General features: G+C 70.9%; 22 protein-coding genes. 17 read left to right on the top strand and 5 right to left on the bottom strand.

Annotation, left to right across the window (positions count from 1 at the left end):
- Positions 1 to 44: 44 nt before the first annotated feature.
- The 13 genes from rpsE to truA all read left to right on the top strand — a co-directional run bounded on the left by rpsE (position 45) and on the right by truA (position 8,870).
- Complete coding sequence (gene rpsE, locus ACIO3P_RS16340; protein ID WP_030351447.1) at positions 45 to 647, top strand: 30S ribosomal protein S5; 603 nt, start codon at positions 45 to 47, stop codon at positions 645 to 647.
- Positions 647 to 829 (top strand): 50S ribosomal protein L30, encoded by a 183-nt coding sequence (gene rpmD / locus ACIO3P_RS16345; protein WP_041985698.1) that lies wholly within the window; start codon positions 647 to 649, stop codon positions 827 to 829. The genes rpsE and rpmD overlap by 1 nt, the downstream gene beginning before the upstream one ends.
- 1 nt (position 830) lies before the next feature.
- Positions 831 to 1,289: a 50S ribosomal protein L15 gene (gene rplO, locus ACIO3P_RS16350; RefSeq protein WP_329828621.1), complete on the top strand. Its 459-nt coding sequence runs from the start codon at positions 831 to 833 to the stop codon at positions 1,287 to 1,289.
- 235 nt (positions 1,290 to 1,524) lie between these two features.
- Positions 1,525 to 2,844: a preprotein translocase subunit SecY gene (secY, locus tag ACIO3P_RS16355; RefSeq protein WP_329828622.1), complete on the top strand. Its 1,320-nt coding sequence runs from the start codon at positions 1,525 to 1,527 to the stop codon at positions 2,842 to 2,844.
- A complete protein-coding gene (locus ACIO3P_RS16360) occupies positions 2,844 to 3,509 on the top strand; it encodes an adenylate kinase (protein WP_329828623.1) in 666 nt (221 codons plus the stop codon). Before secY ends, ACIO3P_RS16360 begins: the two co-directional genes overlap by 1 nt.
- A 154-nt stretch (positions 3,510 to 3,663) precedes the next feature.
- Positions 3,664 to 4,500 (top strand): type I methionyl aminopeptidase, encoded by an 837-nt coding sequence (map, locus tag ACIO3P_RS16365; protein ID WP_329828624.1) that lies wholly within the window; start codon positions 3,664 to 3,666, stop codon positions 4,498 to 4,500.
- A 153-nt stretch (positions 4,501 to 4,653) separates the two neighbouring features.
- Positions 4,654 to 4,875, top strand: coding sequence for a translation initiation factor IF-1 (gene infA / locus ACIO3P_RS16370; protein WP_003956442.1), 222 nt, complete (start codon positions 4,654 to 4,656; stop codon positions 4,873 to 4,875).
- 57 nt (positions 4,876 to 4,932) lie between these two features.
- The gene (gene rpmJ / locus ACIO3P_RS16375) at positions 4,933 to 5,046 is read left to right on the top strand and encodes a 50S ribosomal protein L36 (protein ID WP_003956441.1); all 114 of its coding nucleotides are present in this window, start codon (positions 4,933 to 4,935) and stop codon (positions 5,044 to 5,046) included.
- Between the two features lie 183 nt (positions 5,047 to 5,229).
- The gene (rpsM, locus tag ACIO3P_RS16380) at positions 5,230 to 5,610 is read left to right on the top strand and encodes a 30S ribosomal protein S13 (RefSeq protein WP_114659649.1); all 381 of its coding nucleotides are present in this window, start codon (positions 5,230 to 5,232) and stop codon (positions 5,608 to 5,610) included.
- Between the two features lie 66 nt (positions 5,611 to 5,676).
- Positions 5,677 to 6,081 (top strand): 30S ribosomal protein S11, encoded by a 405-nt coding sequence (gene rpsK, locus ACIO3P_RS16385; RefSeq protein WP_003956432.1) that lies wholly within the window; start codon positions 5,677 to 5,679, stop codon positions 6,079 to 6,081.
- A gap of 115 nt (positions 6,082 to 6,196) precedes the next feature.
- Positions 6,197 to 7,219 (top strand): DNA-directed RNA polymerase subunit alpha, encoded by a 1,023-nt coding sequence (locus ACIO3P_RS16390; RefSeq protein WP_329828625.1) that lies wholly within the window; start codon positions 6,197 to 6,199, stop codon positions 7,217 to 7,219.
- A gap of 119 nt (positions 7,220 to 7,338) precedes the next feature.
- Positions 7,339 to 7,851, top strand: a complete 513-nt coding sequence (gene rplQ, locus ACIO3P_RS16395) for a 50S ribosomal protein L17 (RefSeq protein ID WP_329828626.1) — start codon at positions 7,339 to 7,341, stop codon at positions 7,849 to 7,851.
- A 194-nt stretch (positions 7,852 to 8,045) separates the two neighbouring features.
- A complete protein-coding gene (gene truA / locus ACIO3P_RS16400) occupies positions 8,046 to 8,870 on the top strand; it encodes a tRNA pseudouridine(38-40) synthase TruA (protein WP_329829646.1) in 825 nt (274 codons plus the stop codon).
- A gap of 74 nt (positions 8,871 to 8,944) precedes the next feature.
- Here truA and ACIO3P_RS16405 read toward each other — a convergent pair whose 3' ends face one another.
- Together ACIO3P_RS16405 and ACIO3P_RS16410 are read right to left on the bottom strand one after the other, a co-directional pair.
- Entirely contained in the window at positions 8,945 to 11,962 is a 3,018-nt protein-coding gene (locus tag ACIO3P_RS16405; RefSeq protein ID WP_401854685.1) for a glycosyltransferase, read from the bottom strand.
- A gap of 65 nt (positions 11,963 to 12,027) precedes the next feature.
- Complete coding sequence (locus ACIO3P_RS16410) at positions 12,028 to 12,993, bottom strand: hypothetical protein (RefSeq protein WP_329828628.1); 966 nt, start codon at positions 12,991 to 12,993, stop codon at positions 12,028 to 12,030.
- Positions 12,994 to 13,072: 79 nt separating this feature from the next.
- Here ACIO3P_RS16410 and ACIO3P_RS16415 point away from each other — a divergent pair, with 79 nt between their 5' ends.
- The 4 genes from ACIO3P_RS16415 to glmM all read left to right on the top strand — a co-directional run bounded on the left by ACIO3P_RS16415 (position 13,073) and on the right by glmM (position 17,659).
- On the top strand, positions 13,073 to 14,719 hold the full coding sequence (locus ACIO3P_RS16415) for an ABC-F family ATP-binding cassette domain-containing protein (RefSeq protein WP_401854682.1): 1,647 nt from the start codon (positions 13,073 to 13,075) through the stop codon (positions 14,717 to 14,719).
- A 315-nt stretch (positions 14,720 to 15,034) separates the two neighbouring features.
- Positions 15,035 to 15,478, top strand: a complete 444-nt coding sequence (gene rplM / locus ACIO3P_RS16420) for a 50S ribosomal protein L13 (protein ID WP_329828630.1) — start codon at positions 15,035 to 15,037, stop codon at positions 15,476 to 15,478.
- Positions 15,479 to 15,520: 42 nt separating this feature from the next.
- Complete coding sequence (gene rpsI, locus ACIO3P_RS16425) at positions 15,521 to 16,048, top strand: 30S ribosomal protein S9 (protein WP_329828631.1); 528 nt, start codon at positions 15,521 to 15,523, stop codon at positions 16,046 to 16,048.
- 252 nt (positions 16,049 to 16,300) lie between these two features.
- Positions 16,301 to 17,659, top strand: a complete 1,359-nt coding sequence (glmM, locus tag ACIO3P_RS16430) for a phosphoglucosamine mutase (RefSeq protein ID WP_329828632.1) — start codon at positions 16,301 to 16,303, stop codon at positions 17,657 to 17,659.
- A gap of 27 nt (positions 17,660 to 17,686) precedes the next feature.
- Here the strand turns inward: glmM and ACIO3P_RS16435 are convergent, their stop codons facing one another.
- Genes ACIO3P_RS16435 through ACIO3P_RS16445 form a run of 3 tightly spaced genes read right to left on the bottom strand, consistent with a single transcriptional unit; the run spans position 17,687 to position 22,100 of the window.
- Positions 17,687 to 19,249 carry a nickel transporter gene (locus ACIO3P_RS16435; protein ID WP_401854679.1) on the bottom strand — a complete coding sequence of 521 codons (1,563 nt, stop codon included), beginning with the start codon at positions 19,247 to 19,249 and terminating at the stop codon, positions 17,687 to 17,689.
- Positions 19,249 to 20,583, bottom strand: a complete 1,335-nt coding sequence (locus ACIO3P_RS16440) for a tetratricopeptide repeat protein (RefSeq protein WP_401854678.1) — start codon at positions 20,581 to 20,583, stop codon at positions 19,249 to 19,251. Before ACIO3P_RS16440 ends, ACIO3P_RS16435 begins: the two co-directional genes overlap by 1 nt.
- Before the next feature lie 14 nt (positions 20,584 to 20,597).
- Positions 20,598 to 22,100 (bottom strand): DUF4331 domain-containing protein, encoded by a 1,503-nt coding sequence (locus ACIO3P_RS16445; RefSeq protein ID WP_329828635.1) that lies wholly within the window; start codon positions 22,098 to 22,100, stop codon positions 20,598 to 20,600.
- Between the last annotated feature and the right edge of the window lie 123 nt (positions 22,101 to 22,223).

Consider the following 22,223-nt stretch of genomic DNA (forward strand, 5'->3'; position numbering starts at 1 on the left):
CCCGGTTCCGGGACTAACGGACGTAACAGAGAGAGGTAAATCCAATGGCTGGACCCCAGCGCCGCGGAAGCGGTGCCGGTGGCGGCGAGCGGCGGGACCGGAAGGGTCGCGACGGTGGCGCTGCCGCCGAGAAGACCGCTTACGTTGAGCGCGTCGTCGCGATCAACCGTGTCGCCAAGGTTGTGAAGGGTGGTCGTCGCTTCAGCTTCACCGCGCTGGTCGTGGTGGGCGATGGTGACGGCACCGTAGGTGTCGGTTACGGCAAGGCCAAGGAGGTGCCGGCCGCCATCGCCAAGGGTGTTGAGGAGGCCAAGAAGCACTTCTTCAAGGTCCCCCGTATCCAGGGCACCATCCCTCACCCGATCCAGGGCGAGAAGGCGGCGGGCGTCGTTCTGCTCAAGCCGGCTTCCCCCGGTACCGGCGTTATCGCCGGTGGCCCGGTGCGTGCCGTGCTGGAGTGCGCGGGCGTGCACGACATCCTGTCGAAGTCGCTCGGCTCGGACAACGCGATCAACATCGTGCACGCGACGGTGGCGGCCCTCCAGGGTCTGCAGCGTCCCGAGGAGATCGCGGCTCGCCGTGGTCTGCCCCTTGAGGACGTCGCCCCGGCCGCTCTGCTCCGTGCGCGTGCGGGAGCGGGTGCGTAATGGCCCGTCTCAAGATCACGCAGACGAAGTCGTACATCGGCAGCAAGCAGAACCACCGTGACACGCTGCGTTCGCTCGGGCTGAAGCGCCTGAACGACGTGGTGGTCAAGGAGGACCGTCCCGAGTTCCGCGGCATGGCCAACACCGTGCGGCACCTCGTCACGGTCGAGGAGGTCGACTGACATGGCCGAGAACAACGGCCCGCTGAAGGCCCACAACCTCCGTCCTGCCCCGGGCGCCAAGACCGCCAAGACCCGTGTGGGTCGTGGTGAGGCGTCCAAGGGTAAGACCGCAGGTCGTGGTACCAAGGGCACCAAGGCCCGCTACCAGGTTCCGGAGCGCTTCGAGGGTGGGCAGATGCCCCTCCACATGCGCCTCCCGAAGCTGAAGGGCTTCAAGAACCCGTTCCGCACCGAGTACCAGGTCGTGAACCTGGACAAGCTCTCCGCTCTCTACCCCGAGGGCGGCGAGGTCACGGTGGCCGACCTGGTCACCAAGGGTGCGGTGCGCAAGAACAGCCTCGTCAAGGTCCTGGGCCAGGGCGAGATCACCGTGGCGCTGCAGGTTTCGGTTGACGCCGTTTCCGGCTCCGCCAAGGAGAAGATCGCCGCCGCCGGCGGCACCGTCACCGAGCTCGTCTGAGACAACTCGATGGCCTGAACATCCGACCGGGGATGCCTCTTCCATGGGGCATCCCCGGTTGGTCGTTCCTAGGGGGGCACTGTCGCCGGTAAGGTGGCGTGCATTGTTGCTGTACGAAGCCGGGGGCTCGCTCCCCGGACCCGGGGCTCGCGCTCCGGGACCCGCTCGTTCCGTATCCGTCGATCCTCAATACCGTCACCTCTGACGCAGTAGCGCGGGGGTCGCAGGAGGCACCGTGCTCACCGCGTTCGCCCGGGCGTTCAAGACGCCCGACCTGCGCAAGAAGCTGCTCTTCACACTCGGCATCATCGTGCTGTACCGGCTCGGGGCGCATGTGCCCGTGCCCGGCGTCAGCTACGCGAATGTCCAGATCTGTGTCGACGCGGCCCAGAAGGGCAACAACAGCCTGTTCGGCTTGGTGAACATGTTCAGCGGCGGGGCGCTGCTGCAGATCACGATCTTCGCGCTCGGCATCATGCCGTACATCACCGCGAGCATCATTCTGCAGCTCCTGACCGTGGTCATCCCCCGGCTGGAGGCCCTCAAGAAAGAGGGCCAGTCCGGCCAGGCGAAGATCACTCAGTACACCCGTTATCTGACCGTCGCCCTCGCCGTGCTCCAGGGCACCGGACTGGTGGCCACCGCACGCAGCGGCGCGCTGTTCAGCGGCTGCCCGGTCGCGTCGCAGATCGTCCCCGACCAGTCGATCTTCGTCACGGTCGTCATGGTGATCACCATGACCGCGGGCACCGCTGCCGTCATGTGGCTCGGTGAGCTGATCACCGACCGCGGCATCGGCAACGGCATGTCCATCCTCATGTTCATCTCGATCGCCGCGGGCTTCCCCGGCGCGCTGTGGGCCATCAAGCAGAGCGGCACGCTCGCGGACGGCTGGATCGAGTTCGGCACGGTCATCCTGATCGGCTTCGTGATGGTCGGCCTCGTCGTCTTCGTCGAGCAGGCCCAGCGCCGTATCCCCGTGCAGTACGCGAAGCGCATGATCGGCCGCCGGTCGTACGGCGGTACGTCGACGTACATCCCGCTGAAGGTGAACCAGGCGGGTGTGATCCCCGTCATCTTCGCGTCGTCGCTGCTCTACATCCCGGCTCTGGTCGCGCAGTTCTCCAGCGGGAACTCGGCGTGGAAGACCTGGATCGAGGCCCACTTCGTCAAGGGCGACCACCCGTACTACATCGCGACGTACTTCCTGTTGATCGTCTTCTTCGCCTTCTTCTATGTGGCGATCTCGTTCAACCCCGAAGAAGTCGCCGACAACATGAAGAAGTATGGTGGGTTCATCCCGGGTATCCGGGCAGGCCGGCCCACGGCCGAGTACCTGAGCTACGTGCTCAACAGGATCACTTGGCCGGGCTCGCTGTACCTGGGGCTGATCGCTCTCGTACCGACGATGGCGTTGGCGGGCTTCGGCGGTGCCAACCAGAACTTCCCGTTCGGCGGGACGAGCATCCTGATCATCGTGGGTGTGGGGCTGGAGACCGTCAAGCAGATCGAGAGCCAGCTTCAGCAGCGCAATTACGAAGGGTTCCTCCGCTGATGCGAATCGTCCTCGTCGGACCGCCCGGTGCCGGCAAGGGAACGCAGGCCGCGTACCTTGCCAAGAACCTGTCGATCCCGCACATCTCCACGGGCGACCTGTTCCGCGCCAACATCAGCCAGGGCACCGACCTCGGCAAACAGGCGAAGGCGTTCATGGACGCCGGGAATCTCGTGCCCGACGAGGTCACCATCGCGATGGCGCAGGACCGCATGGCCCAGCCGGACGCCGAGAACGGCTTCCTGCTGGACGGCTTCCCGCGCAATGTGTCGCAGGCGAAGGCGCTCGACAAGGCGCTCACGGCGGACGGCGTGCACCTCGACGCCGTACTGGACCTGGAGGTCCCCGAGGAGGAGGTCGTGAAGCGGATCGCCGGCCGGCGCATCTGCCGCAACGACAGCGCGCACGTCTTCCACGTGACGTACAGCCCGCCGAAGCAGGAAGGCGTCTGTGACGCCTGCGGCGGCGAGCTGTACCAGCGGGACGACGACTCCGAGGAGACCGTACGGACGCGGCTGGAGGTCTACCACACGCAGACCGAGCCGATCATCGACCACTACCGGGCGCAGAGCCTGGTCGTGACGATCTCGGCGCTCGGCAAGGTCACCGAGGTGACCGAGCGTGCGATGGCGGCCCTGGAGCGCGACCCGGCCTCGCAGACCTGACCGGGCCTCGCAGCCTCAGCAGTACGCGGTACGGCCGTGGTGTCCCCTGGGCACCACGGCCGTACTGTTGAGCAGGCACCGCAGGGCCGGGCCCGCCGAGAGGGACACCGGCCCGGCGTATCGATTCTCTGACAGTCAGGTGGAAGGCACAGGCATGGTGGAGATCAAGACCCCCGAGCAGATCGCGAAGATGCGCGAGGCGGGGCTGGTCGTCGCCGCCGTGCACGCGGCCACCGGCGAGGCGGCGGTGCCCGGCGCCACCACCCGGGATCTCGACCAGGTCGCCCGCAAGGTCCTCGCCGAGCACGGCGCGAAGCCGAACTTCCTCGGGTACGGCGGGTTCCCCGCGACGATCTGCACCTCGGTCAACGAGGTGGTCGTCCACGGCATCCCCGACGACACGACGGTCCTCAAGGACGGCGACATCATCTCCGTCGACGCGGGCGCGATCATCGACGGCTGGCACGGTGACGCGGCCTTCACGGCCTTCGTCGGCACCGGTCACGCTCCGGAGCTGGTCGAGCTGTCCCGGGTGACCGAGGAGTCGATGTGGGCGGGCATCGCGGCGATGCGGGCCGGCAACCGCCTCATCGACGTCTCCCGCGCGATCGAGACGTACATCAGGCGCCAGCCGCGTCCCGGCGGCGGCAAGTACGGGATCATCGAGGAGTACGGCGGCCACGGCATCGGCACCGAGATGCACATGGACCCCCACCTGCTGAACTACGTCACCCGCAAGCGCGGCAAGGGCCCCAAGCTGATCCCCGGCTTCTGCCTGGCGATCGAGCCGATGGTCTCCCTCGGCACGCCCCGTACGCAGGTGCTGGAGGACGACTGGACGGTCATCACGACCGACGGGACCTGGTCCTCGCACTGGGAGCACTCGGTGGCGCTGACGGAGGAGGGCCCCCTCGTCCTCACCGCCCCGGACGGCGGTAAGGCGAAGCTGGCGGAGCTGGGTGTCACGGCGGCGCCGGACCCGCTCGCGTAGGGCTGTTGCTTAAAGATCTTCCACGGTGGGCAAACTGAACGGATTCGTCTTTTCGTGTGTGCTCCCGTAGACTGACGCGTCGGCTCTGGTGTACCCGTGTGTCCTCATGCGATTGCCAGAATCGATCAAGGTAGCCGATTCGAAGGGCGAAGCGTGGCCAAGAAGCAAGGTGCCATCGAAATTGAGGGCACCGTGATCGAGTCCCTCCCGAACGCCATGTTCAAGGTGGAGCTGCAGAACGGTCACAAGGTCCTCGCGCACATCAGCGGGAAGATGCGGATGCACTACATCCGAATCCTTCCCGATGACCGGGTCGTGGTGGAGCTGTCTCCGTACGACCTGACGCGTGGCCGGATCGTCTACCGATACAAGTAGATCTTGTGGACGTCCCTTCAACCGGACGTGCGCACTGACCCGGAGAACCTCAATCCCATGAAGGTCAAGCCGAGCGTCAAGAAGATCTGCGACAAGTGCAAGGTGATCCGCCGTCACGGCCGGGTCATGGTCATCTGCGACAACCTGCGCCACAAGCAGCGCCAGGGCTGACGCAAGACCCCCCAGCACCTCGCAGTACTTCGCGCGACGCGAGCAAACGTAATGACGCAGTGTCCGGCTCCCAGTCGATGGGACCGACACCTCCGGCGGAGGCCGGGGACCCGGACCGTACGGATTCCGTACGGCAGCCGGGACAGACACTGCGGTAGACCTCCGACACATCAGGAGCCATGAATGGCACGCCTCGCAGGCGTTGACCTCCCGCGCGACAAGCGCGTCGAGGTCGCCCTCACCTACGTCTTCGGTATCGGGCGCACCCGGTCCAAGGAGACCCTCGCCGCCGTCGGCGTCGACGCGAACGTTCGCGTCCGTGACCTTGCCGAGGAAGACCTCGTCAAGATCCGCGAGTACGTCGACGCCAACCTCAAGACCGAGGGTGACCTCCGTCGCGAGATCGCCGCCGACATCCGCCGCAAGGTCGAGATCGGCTGCTACCAGGGTCTGCGTCACCGCCGCGGCCTGCCGGTGCACGGTCAGCGCACCAGCACGAACGCCCGTACCCGCAAGGGTCCGCGTCGCGCGATCGCCGGCAAGAAGAAGCCGGGCAAGAAGTAGTCCTCAGCCGGACGCTCACCAGCGGTCTTCGCTGTAGGACCGACCACCTCCCTGTAGGAGAAATAGATGCCCCCCAAGGGTCGTCAGGGCGCTGCCAAGAAGGTGCGCCGCAAGGAAAAGAAGAACGTCGCTCACGGGCACGCCCACATCAAGAGCACGTTCAACAACACGATCGTCTCGATCACGGACCCCTCGGGCAACGTGATCTCCTGGGCCTCCGCCGGCCACGTCGGCTTCAAGGGCTCGCGCAAGTCCACCCCCTTCGCCGCGCAGATGGCCGCCGAGTCGGCCGCCCGTCGCGCGCAGGAGCACGGCATGCGCAAGGTCGACGTCTTCGTCAAGGGTCCCGGCTCCGGCCGTGAGACCGCGATCCGCTCGCTCCAGGCCACCGGCCTGGAGGTGGGCTCGATCCAGGACGTCACCCCCACCCCGCACAACGGCTGCCGTCCCCCCAAGCGCCGCCGCGTCTGAGGCTCGGCCGTCTTGAGGTTGCGGGCGGTACGGCGCTTTCGCGTCGTGCCGCCCGTACCCTTGTCAGTATTGATGGACGTCAAATAGCGGGCGTCCCCAACTGAAGGAATCACCCATGCTTATCGCTCAGCGTCCGTCGCTGACCGAAGAGGTCGTCGACGAATACCGCTCCCGGTTCGTGATCGAGCCGCTGGAGCCGGGCTTCGGCTACACCCTCGGCAACTCGCTCCGCCGCACGCTCCTCTCCTCGATCCCCGGTGCCGCCGTCACGAGCATCCGGATCGACGGGGTCCTGCACGAGTTCACCACCGTGCCGGGCGTCAAGGAGGACGTCACCGACCTCATCCTCAACATCAAGCAGCTCGTCGTCTCCTCGGAGCACGACGAGCCGGTCGTGATGTACCTGCGCAAGCAGGGTCCCGGCCTGGTCACGGCGGCGGACATCGCCCCGCCGGCCGGTGTCGAGGTGCACAACCCGGACCTCGTCCTCGCCACGCTGAACGGCAAGGGCAAGCTGGAGATGGAGCTGACCGTCGAGCGCGGTCGCGGCTACGTCTCCGCCGTCCAGAACAAGCAGGTCGGCCAGGAGATCGGCCGTATCCCGGTCGACTCCATCTACTCGCCGGTGCTCAAGGTCACGTACAAGGTCGAGGCGACCCGTGTCGAGCAGCGCACCGACTTCGACAAGCTGATCGTCGACGTCGAGACCAAGCAGGCCATGCGGCCGCGTGACGCCATGGCGTCCGCCGGTAAGACGCTGGTCGAGCTGTTCGGTCTGGCGCGCGAGCTGAACATCGACGCCGAGGGCATCGACATGGGCCCGTCGCCGACGGACGCCGCGCTCGCCGCCGATCTCGCCCTGCCGATCGAGGAGCTGGAGCTCACCGTTCGGTCGTACAACTGCCTCAAGCGCGAGGGCATCCACTCCGTGGGTGAGCTCGTGGCCCGTTCCGAGGCGGACCTGCTCGACATCCGCAACTTCGGCGCCAAGTCGATCGACGAGGTCAAGGCGAAGCTGGCCGGCATGGGCCTCGCGCTCAAGGACAGCCCGCCCGGATTCGACCCGACCGCCGCCGCGGACGCCTTCGGCGCCGAGGACGACGCGGACGCCGGTTTCGTGGAGACCGAGCAGTACTGAGCGGCTCTGAGCTCACGTACGGAGACGTGCTGAGCTGATTTCGCTTCCGCGGGGCGACCGCCTCGTGGGAACTGACACCGGTACCTGATACGGCCGGTGCAGACACAAGGAGAAACACCATGCCGCAGCCCACCAAGGGTGCCCGTCTGGGCGGCAGCGCCGCGCACGAGAAGCTGCTCCTCGCGAACCTCGCGAAGTCGCTCTTCGAGCACGGCCGCATCACCACGACCGAGGCCAAGGCCCGCCGCCTGCGTCCCGTCGCGGAGCGCTTCATCACCAAGGCGAAGAAGGGCGACATCCACAACCGTCGCCTGGTCCTGGAGTCGATCACGGACAAGAGCATCGTCCACACGCTCTTCACCGAGATCGCCCCGCGGTACGAGAACCGCCCCGGTGGTTACACCCGCATCACGAAGATCGGCAACCGTCGTGGCGACAACGCCCCGATGGCGGTCATCGAGCTGGTCGAGGCCCTGACCGTGGCGCAGGAGGCCACCGGTGAGGCCGAGGCCGCGACGAAGCGCGCGGTGAAGGAAGACGCCCTCAAGAAGGACGAGGCTCCGGCCGAGACCGTCGAGGACGCCAAGCCCGCCGCCGAGGCCAAGGACGAGGCCGAGTCCAAGGACGCCTGAGTCCTGCGGTCGGCTGTACGGACGGGTCCGCTCCCTCAGGGGGGCGGGCCCGTTCCGTTTTTCCGTTGGGAGAGGATCGGACAGGTGTGCAGGTGAGCGAGAACCCCGAGAAGGCCGACGGCCCCGGGAACCCCGAGAGCTCCGAGGGCCCTCAGAACCCCGAGGGCCCGGCGGCCGGTCACGTACGGGTACGGCTGGACCTCAGCTACGACGGCAAGGACTTCTCCGGCTGGGCCAGGCAGCGCACCCGGCGCACGGTCCAGGGCGAGATCGAGGACGCGCTCCGCACGGTGACGCGCTCCTCCCGTACGTACGACCTGACCGTGGCCGGGCGGACCGACGCGGGCGTGCACGCGCGCGGCCAGGTCGCCCACGTGGACCTTCCGCTGGACGTCTGGGAGGAGCACCGCGAGCGGCTGCTGCGGCGCCTCGCGGGGCGGCTGCCGCACGACGTACGGGTCTGGCGGGCCGAGGAGGCACCGGCGGGCTTCAACGCGCGCTTCTCGGCGATCTGGCGCCGGTACGCCTACCGCGTCACCGACCACCCCGGGGGCGTCGACCCGCTGCTGCGCGGCCATGTGCTCTGGCACGACTGGACGCTGGACGTGGCCGCCATGAACGCGGCGTCGGCCGGGCTGCTCGGGGAGCACGACTTCGCCGCGTACTGCAAGCGGCGCGAGGGCGCCACGACGATCCGTACGCTTCAGCGGCTGGAGTGGGTGCGGGACGCGAGCGGTGTCATCACCGCGACCGTGCGCGCCGACGCCTTCTGCCACAACATGGTGCGCTCGCTGGTGGGCGCACTGCTCTTCGTCGGCGACGGCCACCGGCCGGTGGAGTGGCCGGCGAAGGTCCTGGCGGCGGGCGTACGGGACTCGGCGGTGCATGTCGTACGCCCGCACGGGCTGACGCTGGAGGAGGTCGGCTACCCGGCCGACGAGCTGCTGGGCGCGCGCAACCGCCAGGCCCGCAACAAGCGGACGCTGGGCGGTACGGCGGAGAGCTGCGCGGGCTGCTAGCGGCCTCAGCGACGCCAGCGGCCCCAGCAGCAGCGACGCCAGCGGCCCCAGCAGCCTCAGTGACGCCAGCGGCCTCAGCGGCCCTGGGGCTGGCTCGCGCCGCGTAGCCGGCGGCTCACCCGGTGCAGCAGTATCCGGGGCCGCGGACCGGCCGGGCGCGGTGTGGTGACGCGGAAGGACAGCTCCCCGCCGGGCGTGGTCCAGTACGGGGCGATCCGGGCCGCCGCCGGAAGCTCCTCGGGCACGTCCGGGCCCCGGTCCGCGCCGAGCCGGGCGGACTTCGTCCAGCCGAGCGCGGTCAGCCGTACGGAGGCGTCCCAGACGCCGGCGCGCAGCCCGGCCGCCGTGAGCGACGCCGTCCCCGTGATGCTCAGCCCGCTGCCCCCGGTGTAGGCGACGGTGCACTCCGTGGCCACCTTGTGCTCCTTGCCGCTCTCGCGGGCGCGCAGGACCAGCACGGCGGACGCCTGGTCGGGGCGCGCACCCGAGGTGAGCGGTTCGCGGGCGAAGAGGCCGGGCAGGGGCCCGTCGAGCCCCACCGGGGCCAGGAAGCGCCGCGCCTCCCCGTCCGGCGGTGACACGTCCAGCGGACCCTCCGCCGTCCGCAGATGCGCGGTGAAGGCGACCCGGAGCGTGGTGTCGTCCGGGCTGCTCACCCGGTCCAGGCGGGCGTGGCAGCCGATCGAGGTCTCCCAGCGCACGAGCGCCGTGAGCGCGTCGGGGCGGCCGTCGGCGATCAGGGTGAGCGCGACCCGGCGTACGGCGGGCAGCGCCGCGCCCGCGGTGGGGGAGAGGCCGTCCTCGACCACCTCGCGGATCGCGTCGAACAGGACGCGCCGGGCGGAGTCGTCGAGGTCGAGCAGCTCCGTCCCGCTCAGCCGCTCCAGCAGCTCCAGACGCAGCCAGCGCCGGTGCAGCCGGTCGCGCGCCGCGCCCGGCTCGGTGAGGGCGTCGACCCGGGCCATGAGCGCCCGCAGCGCCGGGTAGAACGCGCCGGGCGGTACGGCGGGCCCGTCGGGGACCGGGCCGTACCGGAAGCAGACCTGTCGGCCGAGGACGGCCGTGCGGCCCGCCAGGACGGTCGCCTCGGCGGTGAACGCCTGCTCGGCCAGGGTCTCCCGGCCCCCGACGCCCGCCTCGGGGGCCGGGGCGAAGCGCAGGCCGTGCCGGGCGAGGAACGCCCGGTCGAAGAGCTTGTCCGCGCCGAGGCTGTCGGCCAGCGGGTCCTTGGCGAGGGTGGCCCGCGGCCGGTCCCGGGTGAACAGCGCGTGCGGGACGGGTCTGCCCCGGCCCGCGGGCTTCCCGGCGACGATGTCGGCGTCGTGCTCGACGCCGTACGCGTACAGCCGCTCCAGCGCCTCGGTGTCCACCTCCGTGCCGGGCTCCAGGAAGAGGACGTACGCCCCGGTCGCGTCGGTGAGCCCGGTGTCGCGGTCCTCGGTCACGATCACTTCGAACGCGGCGGACGGCAGGGTCTGCGCGGCCAGGGAGTCGAGGGTGTGGCGCAGGGCGTCCGCGGCGGCGCCCGTGGTCCGTACGACGTCCGCCGCGGTGCCCGCCGTCCGTCCGGGGCGCGGCGTCCGGACGACGACGCTGACCTTGACCCCGGCCGGGGGCAGGTCCGTACGCCGTACGGTCAGCGGGCGGCCCCCGGCGTCGAGCGCGGTCGCGTAGCGGTCGAATCCGGCGCCGGTGAGCCGTACCCGTACCTCCCACGTGCCGTCGTCCAGCGGACGGCCGCCCGCGGCGCGCCGCGGGTCCACGGCGAGGGTGCCGCGCACGACGGGGCGGACCAGGACCGTACCGTCGTCCGCGGCCGGACCCTCCTCCTCCAGGACGAGGGAGGTCTCGCGCTCCACCGGCCACACGTGCGCGGTCTCCGTGTGCCGCAGCAGCACGTCCGCCTTGAACGTCTTCAGCGCGTCGGTCACCTCGACGGGCTCCGCCAGCACCCCGTCGGTCAGCGACGGGGCGAGGAAGTACCGCTCCCCGCGCCGGGCCAGCAACAGGCCCGGGCCGCCCGGGTGTTCCTCGAAGCGGGCGGTGAAGGTGGCCTTGAGGCGGTCGCGGTTCCAGTACGTGGCTCCGACCGCGCAGTGGGCCCGCAGCTCCCGCAGGCGGTGGGTGAACTCGGTGAGTTCGGCGGGTCTGCCGGCACGCAGCAGCGTCGACCGCACGCGGTACAGGACCGGCAGCCCGTCGTGCACGCCGTCGGTCATGAACTCCTCGGCCAGCTCCCGTACGGCGTCGAACGGGTCGTCCCGGAAGGGCGGATCGGTCGGCGGCCCCTCGGGCTCCACCCCGAGCCGGTGCAGCAGCTCGACGCGGTAGAAGCGGCGCAGCAGCCGGTCGCGCGCGGGGCCCGGTTCCGTGCCCGCGACGACGGTGGCCAGGATCTGCCGCAGATTGCCGTAGAAGTACCGCGGGTCGATGGCGGTCGTACCGGCGTTGGAGGCGTCGTCGCGCGCCCAGTACGTGTAGCAGACGTAGTCGCCGAGGACGGAGACGACGGACGCCTTGAGGTAGGCGCGCGCCATGAAGAGCTGGTCCTCCAGGATCCACGGCCCCTCGGGGTGCACGATGCCGTGCTCGCGCAGGAACGCGGTGCGGAACATCTTGTGCGGGGTGAGGCTGTCGATCAGCGGCGCGTTCCACACCGTGCAGGACTCGTGCGTACGGCTCATCAGGGCGTACGGAACGCCCCTGGCCCGGAAGTTGCTCGCGACCTTCCCGATGAGGATGTCGGAGCCGTTGCGCTCGGCCATCGCGTACAGCCGCTCCAGCGCCTCGGGCGCCAGCCGGTCGTCGTGGTCGGCGAACTGCACGTACGCGCCGTTCGCCTGGGCCACGCCGACGTTGCGGGGGCGGCCGGGCCAGCCGGAGTTGGGGATGGAGACGGTACGGAAGTGGGGGTGCTCGGCGGCGAGGGCCGCGAGGCGCGCCGGGGTCCCGTCGGTCGAGCCGTCGTCGACGAACAGGACCTCGAACGCGTCGCGGGGCATGGTCTGCCGGAGCAGTGAGTCGACGAGCGGCTCGATGTGGGGTCCCGAGTTGTAGGTCGGCACCACCACGGTGATCTTGACGGCCGTCATCGGCTCTCCCCTGTGATCATCCTGTGCAGTCTCTGTGAAACATACTCAGGTGAACGCAAATGGGGCTACTGGGTTACGGGCTCCGTGGCCGCCGCCGACGCCTGCGCCTGCCCCCGGCCGAGGATCTGGCGGAAGGTGAACTCCGCGAGGTCGTCGCAGGTCGCGTAGACGCCCTTGTCGGTCTTGGCGACGTTCTTGCCGTTCATGAAGCCGCCGACGGTGAAGTAGACGTACCGGCCGTACGAGTTGGTGGTCTTGAGGCAGATCGACGGCGCCCGGCAGAAGGTGTCGACCCCGGAGCCGGAGAGCGAGGCGATGCCGCCCTGCGCCTGGTCCTTGGCCTTCAGCGCCTGGGCCTCCCGCTCGAAGACGGCGACGCCGACCGTGACGGCCACCCCGTCCTTGTGGTACGTGGCGCGGATGACCTGGTCGCAACTGTTCGACGCGAGTACGGAGCCCAGCGCGCCCTGGGTCGCGGCGGCGCAGTTGGTGGTGGAGGTCGTGGCGGCCTTGAGATAGACGCGGTCGCCCATCGTCAGCTTCTTGCCGGGGAACAGGGTGTCCTCGCCGAGCGGGGCCTTGTCCTTGTCGGCGCTGGATATGAAGTCCTTCGGATCCGGCGGCGGCAGCGGCGCGGCCGACGGGAAGGACGGGGCGGGCTCGCCGTTCTGGTTCGGCACGTCGGTGCCGGAGGTCGGGAGTTGGCCCGCGGTGTTCTCCGTACCGTTGTCGGTGCCGCTGCCGTTCATCGAGACGACGGCCGTCGCGACGATCGCGGCGACGGCGCCGGTCGCGAGCACCCCGCCGCCGATCATCAGCCAGCGCTTACGGCGGCCCCGGGCGGCGGACGCGTCGGCCAGCGCCGCCCAGTCGGGTGTCTGTGTGTCGTACCGGTCCGAGGCCGGCGGCTCGTACGGGTCCTGGGATCCGTACCCGCCCTGCGACTGCCGTGCCCCGTACGGATCGTGGTCCGGTGAACCGGGGCCGCCCCACGAAGGGCCCTGCCCCCCCTGCCCATGCCCAAAGCTCATGCCGCGCAGTTTAGACCGTCGGGCGGTACGGTACGGGCCGCCAAAACCGGTTTGGGTCCTGGCCCCACCTACGCCGACAATGCGGAGCATGGGACATGTAGAGGCAGCGCACCTGGAGTACTACCTCCCCGACGGGCGGGTGCTGCTCGCCGACGCCTCGTTCCGCGTCGCGGAAGGCGCCGTCGTCGCCCTCGTGGGGGCCAACGGCGCGGGAAAGACGACGCTGTTGCGGATGATCGCGGGGGAGTTGCAGCCGCACGGCGGGACGGTGACCGTCAGCGGCGGGCTCGGTGTGATGTCCCAGTTCGTGGGGTCGGTACGGGACGACGGCACGGGGCGCGACGAGCGTACGGTCCGTGACCTGCTGGTCTCGGTCTCACAGCCCCGGATCCGGGAGGCCGCGGAGGCCGTGGACCGGGCCGAGCACGGGATCATGACGGTCGACGACGAGGCCGCGCAGATGGCGTACGCGCAGGCGCTCAGCGACTGGGCGGAGGCGCGCGGCTACGAGGCCGAGACGCTCTGGGACATCTGTACGACGGCGGCGCTCGGCATCCCGTACGACAAGGCCCAGTTCCGTGCCCTGCGCACGCTCAGCGGCGGCGAGCAGAAGCGGCTGGTGCTGGAGGCGCTGCTGCGCGGCCCCGACGAGGTGCTGCTCCTCGACGAGCCGGACAACTATCTGGACGTGCCGGGCAAGCGCTGGCTGGAGGAGAAGCTGAAGGAGACCCGTAAGACGGTCCTCTTCATCTCCCACGACCGGGAGCTGCTGGCCACGGCCGCCCAGAAGATCGTCAGCGTGGAGCCGGGGCCCGGCGGCTCCGACGTGTGGGTGCACGGCGCCGGGTTCGGCACGTACCACGAGGCGCGGCGGGAGCGGTTCGCCCGGTTCGAGGAGTTGAAGCGGCGCTGGGAGGAGAAGCACGCGCAGCTCAAGCGGCTGGTGGTCAACCTGCGGCAGGCGGCCTCGATCAGCCACGAGATGGCGTCCCGGTACGCGGCGGCGCAGACCCGGCTGCGGAAGTACGAGGAGGCCGGGCCGCCGCCCGAGCCGCCGCGCGAGCAGGAGATCACCATGCGGCTGCGCGGCGGCCGCACCGGCGTACGGGCGGTGACCTGCAAGAATCTGGAGCTGGCCGGCCTGATGAAGCCGTTCTCGCTGGAGATCTTCTACGGCGAGCGGGTGGCCGTCCTCGGCTCGAACGGCTCCGGCAAGTCGCACTTCCTGCGGCTGCTGGCCGGCGAGGACGTCCGGCACGAGGGTGAGTGGAAGCTCGGCGCACGGGTGGTGCCGGGGCACTTCGCGCAGACACACGCGCACCCGGAGCTGCTGGGGCGCCCGCTCGTCGACATCCTGTGGACGGAGTACGCGAAGGACCGGGGCGGCGCGATGAGCGTGCTGCGCCGGTACGAGCTGGAGCGCCAGGGCGACCAGCCCTTCGACAAGCTCTCCGGCGGCCAGCAGGCGCGCTTCCAGATCCTGCTGCTGGAGCTGGCGGGCACGACGGCGCTGCTGCTGGACGAGCCGACGGACAACCTGGACCTGGAGTCGGCGGAGGCGCTCCAGGAGGGCCTGGAGGCGTACGAGGGGACGGTGCTGGCGGTGACCCACGACCGCTGGTTCGCACGTTCGTTCGATCGCTATCTGGTCTTCGGCTCCGACGGGGTCGTACGGGAGACGCCGGAGCCGGTGTGGGACGAGCGCAGGGTGGTACGGGCGCGGTAGTGGTGCCGGGTACGGGTACGGGTGCGGTGATGTGGGGGGTTGTCCCGGTGCGTGCGGGGGTACGGCCCCCGTTTTGACCCGTACGGGGCGGCGGCGGTATTCTGCTGGTTCGTTATGCGTATTGGCTTGGTCGTTCTCACGCGAGGGGCCCTTACGCCGGTTCACCGGGCCGATGGACAGCGGTAGGTGCACGGGTTGCGTCCCCGTCGCATCACCAGGGCTGTCGTGATCGTCCGGGTGGCCTTGTCAGGACCCGTCCCTCAACCCTCGCGGGCTGCGGGAACCTCATCACTGAAGAAGCGAAGGCATACGACCGTGCGTACGTACAGCCCCAAGCCCGGCGATGTGACGCGCCAGTGGCACATCATCGACGCGCAGGACATCGTCCTGGGCCGTCTGGCGACCACCGCCGCCAACCTTCTGCGCGGCAAGCACAAGCCGATCTACGCGCCGCACGTTGACACCGGTGACTTCGTCATCATCATCAACGCGGACAAGGTGCACCTGTCCGGCAACAAGAAGACCCAGAAGATGGCGTACCGCCACTCCGGTTACCCGGGTGGTCTGCGTTCCGTCCGCTACGACGAGCTGATGGCGAAGAACCCCGAGAAGGCCGTCGAGAAGGCCATCAAGGGCATGATCCCCAAGAACACCCTGGGCCGTCAGATGATCTCGAAGCTGAAGGTCTACTCGGGCGACCAGCACCCGCACGCTGCCCAGCAGCCGGTGCCGTTCGAGATCACCCAGGTCGCGCAGTAGTTCCGGCCACCCCCTAAGACGAAAAGAAATCTGAGGAGCATCGTGGCCGAGACCACTGCAGAGACCCCCGTCGAAGGCGCCGAGGTCGAAGAGACCTTTGACGCCGTGACGACCTTCGAGTCGGAGGTCCCCGTCGAGGGTGAGTACACCTCCGAGTCGCTCGCCGGCCGCTTCGGCGACCCGCAGCCGGCGGCCGGCCTGGGCCGTCGCAAGAACGCCATCGCCCGCGTCCGGATCGTCCCGGGCACCGGCAAGTGGAAGATCAACGGTCGCACCCTTGAGGAGTACTTCCCCAACAAGGTGCACCAGCAGGCTGTCAACGAGCCCTTCAAGGTGCTTGAGCTCGACAACCGCTACGACGTCATCGCCCGTATCTCCGGTGGCGGCGTCTCCGGTCAGGCCGGCGCCCTGCGCCTCGGCGTGGCCCGCTCGCTGAACGAGGCGGACGTGGACAACAACCGCGCCACGCTGAAGAAGGCCGGCTTCCTGAGCCGCGACGACCGTGCGGTCGAGCGCAAGAAGGCCGGTCTCAAGAAGGCCCGCAAGGCGCCGCAGTACAGCAAGCGCTAAATCGCACGACGGCTGGTTCGGCTGTTTCACAGCCTTTCGGCCTACCGTTCGCCCCGGCGGCACTCCGTGCCGCCGGGGCGTTCGTTTATCGCGAGCCGCGGGCGTATAACAGCATTCAGGGTGCATGAGAGTGCAGCCGGTGCTCAATGGGCTTACGTGTATGTGCAGGGCTTTGCATTTTCGGATCAATTTCGGAGCGCTTTCGTTCGGGGTGGCACTGGCGCCACTCCGGCGTTTCTCGGAGGGAGAGCTGTGGGACGACTCTTCGGCACGGATGGCGTGCGCGGTGTCGCCAACGCCGATCTGACGGCTGAGCTGGCGCTCGGCCTGTCGGTCGCGGCGGCGCACGTGCTCGGCGAGGTGGGGACGTTCGAGGGGCACCGGCCCACGGCCGTGGTCGGCCGGGATCCCCGCGCCTCGGGCGAGTTCCTGGAGGCCGCCGTGGTGGCGGGTCTCGCGAGCGCGGGCGTGGACGTCCTGCGCGTCGGTGTGCTGCCCACCCCCGCGGTGGCGTATCTCACCGGTGTGCTGGGCGCCGACCTCGGCGTGATGCTCTCCGCGAGTCACAACGCCATGCCCGACAACGGCATCAAGTTCTTCGCGCGGGGCGGGCACAAGCTCGCCGACGAGCTGGAGGACCGTATCGAGACGCTGTACGAGCAGCACAGCACCGGCGAGCCGTGGGCGCGGCCGACCGGCGGCGGCGTCGGCCGGGTCCGCTCGTACGACGAAGGATTCGATCAGTACGTGGCACACCTGATCGGTGTGCTGCCCAACCGGCTCGACGGCCTCACGGTCGTCCTGGACGAGGCGCACGGCGCGGCGGCCCGGGTCTCGCCCGAGGCGTTCGCCCGCGCGGGCGCCGAGGTCATCACCATCGGCTCGGAGCCGGACGGCCTGAACATCAACGACGGCTGCGGCTCCACCCACCTCGGGCTGCTGAAGGCGGCCGTCGTCGAGCACGGCGCGGACTTCGGCATCGCCCACGACGGCGACGCGGACCGCTGCCTCGCCGTGGACGGCGCAGGCGAGGAGGTCGACGGCGACCAGATCCTCGCCGTCCTGGCCCTCGCGATGCGCGAGGCGGGCACCCTGCGGGGCGACGCCGTGGTCGGTACGGTCATGTCGAACCTCGGCTTCAAGATGGCGATGGAGCGCGAGGGCATCCGCATGGTCGAGACGGCGGTCGGCGATCGCTACGTCCTGGAGTCGATGAAGGAGCACGGCTACGCCCTCGGCGGCGAGCAGTCGGGCCACGTCATCGTCCTCGACCACGCCACCACCGGCGACGGCACCCTGACCGGCCTGATGCTGGCCGCCCGCGTCGCCGCGACCGGCCGCACACTGGCCGACCTGGCGGGCGTCATGCAGCGGCTGCCGCAGGTGCTGATCAATGTGCCCGACGTCGACAAGGCGCGGGTGAAGACCTCCGCGGAACTGGCCTCGGCGGTGTCGGAGGCCGAACGCGACCTGGGCTCCACCGGCCGCGTCCTGCTCCGCCCCTCGGGCACGGAACCGCTGGTACGGGTCATGGTCGAGGCGGCCGACATCGAGCAGGCGCGCTCGGTGGCGGGGCGGCTCGCGGACGCGGTGAAGTCGGCGCTGGGCTGACCGCCGCCCCGGCAGCGGGCACCGGCCTCAGAGCAGGCTGCGCAGGGTGAGGCCGATGCCCACGGCCAGGACGGCGAACGCGGTCAGGACCGTGCCGTACGGGGTCCAGCGGCGCAGCGCCGGAAGGCGGCGCTCGCCCAGGGCGGCGAGCCGGCTCCCGCCGCCCGCGAGCAGCAGCCCGGCCGCGGTCAGGGTGAGCGCCATGCCGACGCCGTAGCCGACGACGAGCAGGACCCCGAAGGACGTACGGCTCAGGGCCACGGCGCCGAGCAGCACGACGAGGGCGGACGGGCTGGGCACCAGCCCGCCCGCGAGCCCCACGCCGAGGAGTGCGGGAAGCCCGCCGCGGCGGGGCTTGGGGGCGTGGGCGCCGGTGTCGGCGTCGGTGTCGGCGTTGTGTCCGTGGGCGTGCGGGTGCGGGTGCTCGTGCCCGTGCGGGTGGGTGTGCGGGTGGCTGTGGGTGTGGCTGTGGCTGTGGCCGTGATGCCAGTGTGCGGACGGTCGCCCCGTCCGTAACGTCCGTACCGCCGTCACCACCAGCACCGTCCCCAGCGCCGCGATCACCGCGCCGCTGACCGCCCCCAGCCAGCCCAGCAGCCGTTCCCCGAGGAATCCGCCGCCCGCGGTCAGCGCCAGCCCCATGGCCAGGACCCCGGCCGTGTGGGTCACCGTCACCGTCGCCCCGACCGCCAGCGCCGCCCGTACGCCGCCCTCCCGGCGGGCCAGACAGGCGGCGACCGCGAGTTTGGCGTGGCCGGGGAGGGCGGCGTGGCCCGCGCCGAGGAGCAGGGTCAGCAGCACGGCGAGGAGACCGACCGGCAGGGTGAGGTCCCGGCCCGCGGTCAGGCCGGTGAGCCGGTTCTCCAGCGCGGGGAAGAGGACCGCGTCCCGGGCCACGGCCTGCACGGCGGGCGCCGCGTCCGCCGCTGCCGCGGGGCCGTCCGCCGCTACGGGACCGGCCGCCGCGCCCGGCTCCGTACGGAACGTCGCACCGGTCACGTCGAGCGGCCGCTCGCCCTCGCCCGTCGGATACCGCCGCAGCACCTCGCTCGGGCTCCGCGCCGGAACGGGCGACGCCGCCAGCCGTACCCCGTCCCCCGCGACGGCGGTGATCTCCTTCCAGCCGGTCCGCGCCGCCTCCGCCCCCGAGGCGAAGGCGACGTCGGACGGCCGGGAGAGCGCGGCGTCGGCCCGCAGCGCGCAGGTCAGCCGGGCGACCGGCAGACCGGCCGCCCCCTTCCCGTACGTCAGGGTGGAGCGGCCCGTACGCCAGACGGCGGGTTCGCCGCGTACCGAAACCCTGGTACGGCCCGCCAGTTCGGCGCACCGCTCGGCGGCCCGGTGCGCGGCCTCGGCGGGGGAGACGGCGCCGTCCCGGTCGGTGTCCGTGGCGTCCTGGTCCTGCGCGGTGGGGATCTCCGCGCTGTCGACGACGGCGGTGTCCTCGATCCGGTCGTGCGAGAGCCGCAGCCCGTCGTGGTGGTTGACACTGAAGTTGCCCAGCGGGTGGGCGTGGGCCGTCGGTACGGTCACGCAGGTCAGCAGGGTGAGCAGGGCCAGCAGGGGCGCCGTACGGCGGAGGCCCGGCATCAGTCGTTCCTCTCGGCGCGGGGCGGTGGCGGGGTGAAGTGCGGGTTGAGGGCGGTGGCCTCGCGCAGATGACCGGCCGCCTCCGGCATCCCCAACTCCCGCTCGATCGCGCCCCGGTGGTAGCGGAACAGCGCGTTGCGCCAGCCTGTCCCGGCCGCCCGGACCGCGTACGGAAGGGCCTCCTCGGACCGCCCCGCACGGTGCAGCGCCCACCCCAGCGCGTCGGCGACGACGACACCGCGCGTGTGCTGCCACTCCCTGCGCATCAGCTCCACAGCGACCTGCGGATCGCCGTGATCGGCCGCGTAGAGGGCGAGATGCGGGTCGACGGGACCGCCGTCCGCGCGCGCCAGCCGCACCTGCGCCGCCAGCGCCGCCCCCTCGCCGCCCAGCCCCGGCGCCCCGGACGCCCGGCGCACCTCCACGGCCTCCAGCAGGAACTGCGGCAACGGCGTCCGCGCGACCAGCTTCCCGTACAGCGCGCGGGCCGCGTCCGTCTCGCCGCGCGCGGCGGTCACCCGGGCGATCCCGGCCTGCCCGTAGGGGTGGTCGGGGACGGCGTCCAGGGCGCGCCGGTAGTGCCGTTCGGCCTTGTCCAGGTCGCCCCCGGACCCGAGCAGATCACCGAGGCGGGCCTCGGCGAAGGCCCGTTCGTCCGGGGTCGCCGCGCTGTCGACGGCCCGCCGGAGCGCGATGGCCGCGTCGGTGGGCCTGCCGTGGGTCTCCAGGTCGTACGCGGCCCTGCTGTACGCGGCGCTCGCCGGGGCGATGTCGAGCAGCCGCTGCACGGCCGCCCGCGCCGCCGGGTAGTGGCCGAGCTGGATCTCGGCGTCCGCCAGTACGGCGTAGGCGTCCGGCCGGTCGGGCGCCATCCGCGTACCGCGCAGCGCGTGTTCGCGTGCCTCGGCGAACTCGTGCCGGGCGTTGGCGAGCATGCCCAGACCGGTCACCGCGCCGTAGTTGCGGCTGCCGTCGAGGGCGAGCGAGCGGCGCAGCGCCTGGTCGGCGATGTCGAGCGGGCCCGCGTCGAGGGTGGTGCGGGCCCGCTCGATCGCGGCGCGCGCGAGAACGGTCCAGGCGGTGGGGTCGTCGGGGTACGCCTCCGTACGGCGCCGGGCGGCGTCGACCGTATCCCCGGAGCCGGAGCCGGAGCCGGAGCCTGCCGTGTCCCTGTCCCTTGAACCTCCGCCCGCGTTGTCCGTGCCGGTGGTGGCGGTGGCGGCGGCCGGAGCGGTGGCCCCCGGCCGGGCGGGGGAGGGACCGAGCCACAGCAGTCCCGCCACACACCCGGCCACGGCCGCCGCTCCACCCACGGCGCTGATCAGTGTCTTCAAGGTGATCCGACGCCTCACGGGCCCGCGTGCGGGAGGTTGAGATACGGGAACGTGGACTGCGCGTCGGCGGGCTCCAGCCGGACGACCGGATCCGGCACCAGACCGGCGGGCGCGGGCTTCGCGGGTTCGCCCGCCAGCATGCGGAGCAGCGGCCCGTCGACGTGGTCGTTGAGGCGCCGCCCGTTCGGGAAGCCCTGGAGGTCCCCGTCGAGGACCCCGTACGTCTTCGGCGCGGCGGTGACCGGAGTGGAGAGGTTCAGCCGCAGCTCCTCGGCGAGCACGATGCGGGCCGGGTCGGCGTCGGCGTTCATCGTGTGGGCGTTGAGGTCGAAGCCGAAGGCGGCGCCGTTGGCCTTGTCCTTGCCGATGCCCTTCATGAGCAGAGCCTGGATGTCGAGGCGCGGAGTCGCCGGCGCCTTGTGGCCCTGGGCGCTCTCGAAGTGGTGCGGCGGTACGGGGTCGAGCGTGGCGGCCATGAAGGCAGCGTCCTGCCGGTCGTCCTTCGGCACGCGGGTCTGGAACCGGTCCTCGGGGCCACCGGGCTTGGACAGCCCGACGGTGGTGCCGAAGAGCGCGAGCGGGAGGTGCGGGTTGCCCTGCCGGGCCACCTGCCGGAAGGAGGGGGCCTGGGTCGCGAGGCTCCGGCTCAGATCCGCGCCGGGCCGGGAGACGGACGCCCAGAGGCCGACGACCGGGTTGCGCGCGGGGTCGCCCTTCAGAGCGATGTCCCGCTTGGGCACCTGGAGCACGAGGCTGTTCACATTGAGCACCGACAGCGGCTGGGCGTCGGGCAGCCAGCCCGGTACGGGGCCGCGCGTGCCGAGCACGTACGGGCCGAGGACCTGGGTGTCGAACTTGAACGAGTCCGCCGCATGGGTGGCCAGCGTCCTTCCGCCGCCCGGGAGTTGGCGGATCGCCTGGTTCCGCAGCCGGTCGTAGGCCGGCATCAGGAACCGGCCGGTGTGGGTGGGAGAGGCGATCGCGTCACGCAGCAGCGTCTCGGTGGCGCCGCCCGCCGTGACCTTCTCCAGCGTGTACTTCTGGCGGATGCCGAGCGACCGGTCGTCGAGCGAGGTCACCGGCAGCGGACCGACCTTGGGGCCCATCCCGAAGGGTCGGCGGTCCTCGTCACGGAAGGTCCAGCGGTACGTGGTGTCGGGCGCCCCGTCGCCGTCCGCGTCCGCGTGGATCTCGTACCGCGCGCCGGTGGCGAACGGGAAGTCCACGAGCGCGTTGGCGGCGGTGCCGGGCGCCTGGAGGGGGCGGACGCTGGCGATCAGAGTGACGAGGTCCGCGTTCTCGGGGCTGGTGAAGGCGTAGAGGTCGGTCAGGTCCGTCGCGGGGTCGAGCAGGGTCGACGGGGAGTCGATGTGACCGCCCGCCTCGCCGGTGCCGGTGAACGGGCCGGACAGGGCGCCGGCGGTGAGCGCGGCGAGGGCGACGGCGAGGGCGGTGAGGCGCCGCCGTGACGACCGGCTGAATCGTGGCTCTCCGGGTTCCCTGACGTTTCGGGGCATGCGCGTCTCTCCAGTGCCGAGGTGGGTGTGGGCCCCAGAGTGGAGTCTCCGATGATCTTGAGGCGCCCGCACGGGCCGGTGCACCCCCTTCGCGTGACGGTTTTCCTCCGTACGGCTCAGTGG

It is taken from the genome of Streptomyces sp. NPDC087310 (assembly GCF_044744405.1).
Taxonomy (GTDB): Bacteria; Actinomycetota; Actinomycetes; order Streptomycetales; family Streptomycetaceae; genus Streptomyces.

Coding starts and splice junctions, on each gene's coding strand:
- rpsE (WP_030351447.1), top strand. CDS start 45: ATGGCTGGACCCCAGCGCCGCGGAAGCGGTGCCGGTGGCGGCGAGCGG.
- rpmD (WP_041985698.1), top strand. CDS start 647: ATGGCCCGTCTCAAGATCACGCAGACGAAGTCGTACATCGGCAGCAAG.
- rplO (WP_329828621.1), top strand. CDS start 831: ATGGCCGAGAACAACGGCCCGCTGAAGGCCCACAACCTCCGTCCTGCC.
- ACIO3P_RS16360 (WP_329828623.1), top strand. CDS start 2,844: ATGCGAATCGTCCTCGTCGGACCGCCCGGTGCCGGCAAGGGAACGCAG.
- map (WP_329828624.1), top strand. CDS start 3,664: ATGGTGGAGATCAAGACCCCCGAGCAGATCGCGAAGATGCGCGAGGCG.
- rpmJ (WP_003956441.1), top strand. CDS start 4,933: ATGAAGGTCAAGCCGAGCGTCAAGAAGATCTGCGACAAGTGCAAGGTG.
- rpsM (WP_114659649.1), top strand. CDS start 5,230: ATGGCACGCCTCGCAGGCGTTGACCTCCCGCGCGACAAGCGCGTCGAG.
- rpsK (WP_003956432.1), top strand. CDS start 5,677: ATGCCCCCCAAGGGTCGTCAGGGCGCTGCCAAGAAGGTGCGCCGCAAG.
- ACIO3P_RS16390 (WP_329828625.1), top strand. CDS start 6,197: ATGCTTATCGCTCAGCGTCCGTCGCTGACCGAAGAGGTCGTCGACGAA.
- rplQ (WP_329828626.1), top strand. CDS start 7,339: ATGCCGCAGCCCACCAAGGGTGCCCGTCTGGGCGGCAGCGCCGCGCAC.
- ACIO3P_RS16405 (WP_401854685.1), bottom strand. CDS start 11,962: ATGACGGCCGTCAAGATCACCGTGGTGGTGCCGACCTACAACTCGGGA.
- ACIO3P_RS16410 (WP_329828628.1), bottom strand. CDS start 12,993: ATGAGCTTTGGGCATGGGCAGGGGGGGCAGGGCCCTTCGTGGGGCGGC.
- ACIO3P_RS16415 (WP_401854682.1), top strand. CDS start 13,073: ATGCGGAGCATGGGACATGTAGAGGCAGCGCACCTGGAGTACTACCTC.
- ACIO3P_RS16435 (WP_401854679.1), bottom strand. CDS start 19,249: ATGCCGGGCCTCCGCCGTACGGCGCCCCTGCTGGCCCTGCTCACCCTG.
- ACIO3P_RS16445 (WP_329828635.1), bottom strand. CDS start 22,100: ATGCCCCGAAACGTCAGGGAACCCGGAGAGCCACGATTCAGCCGGTCG.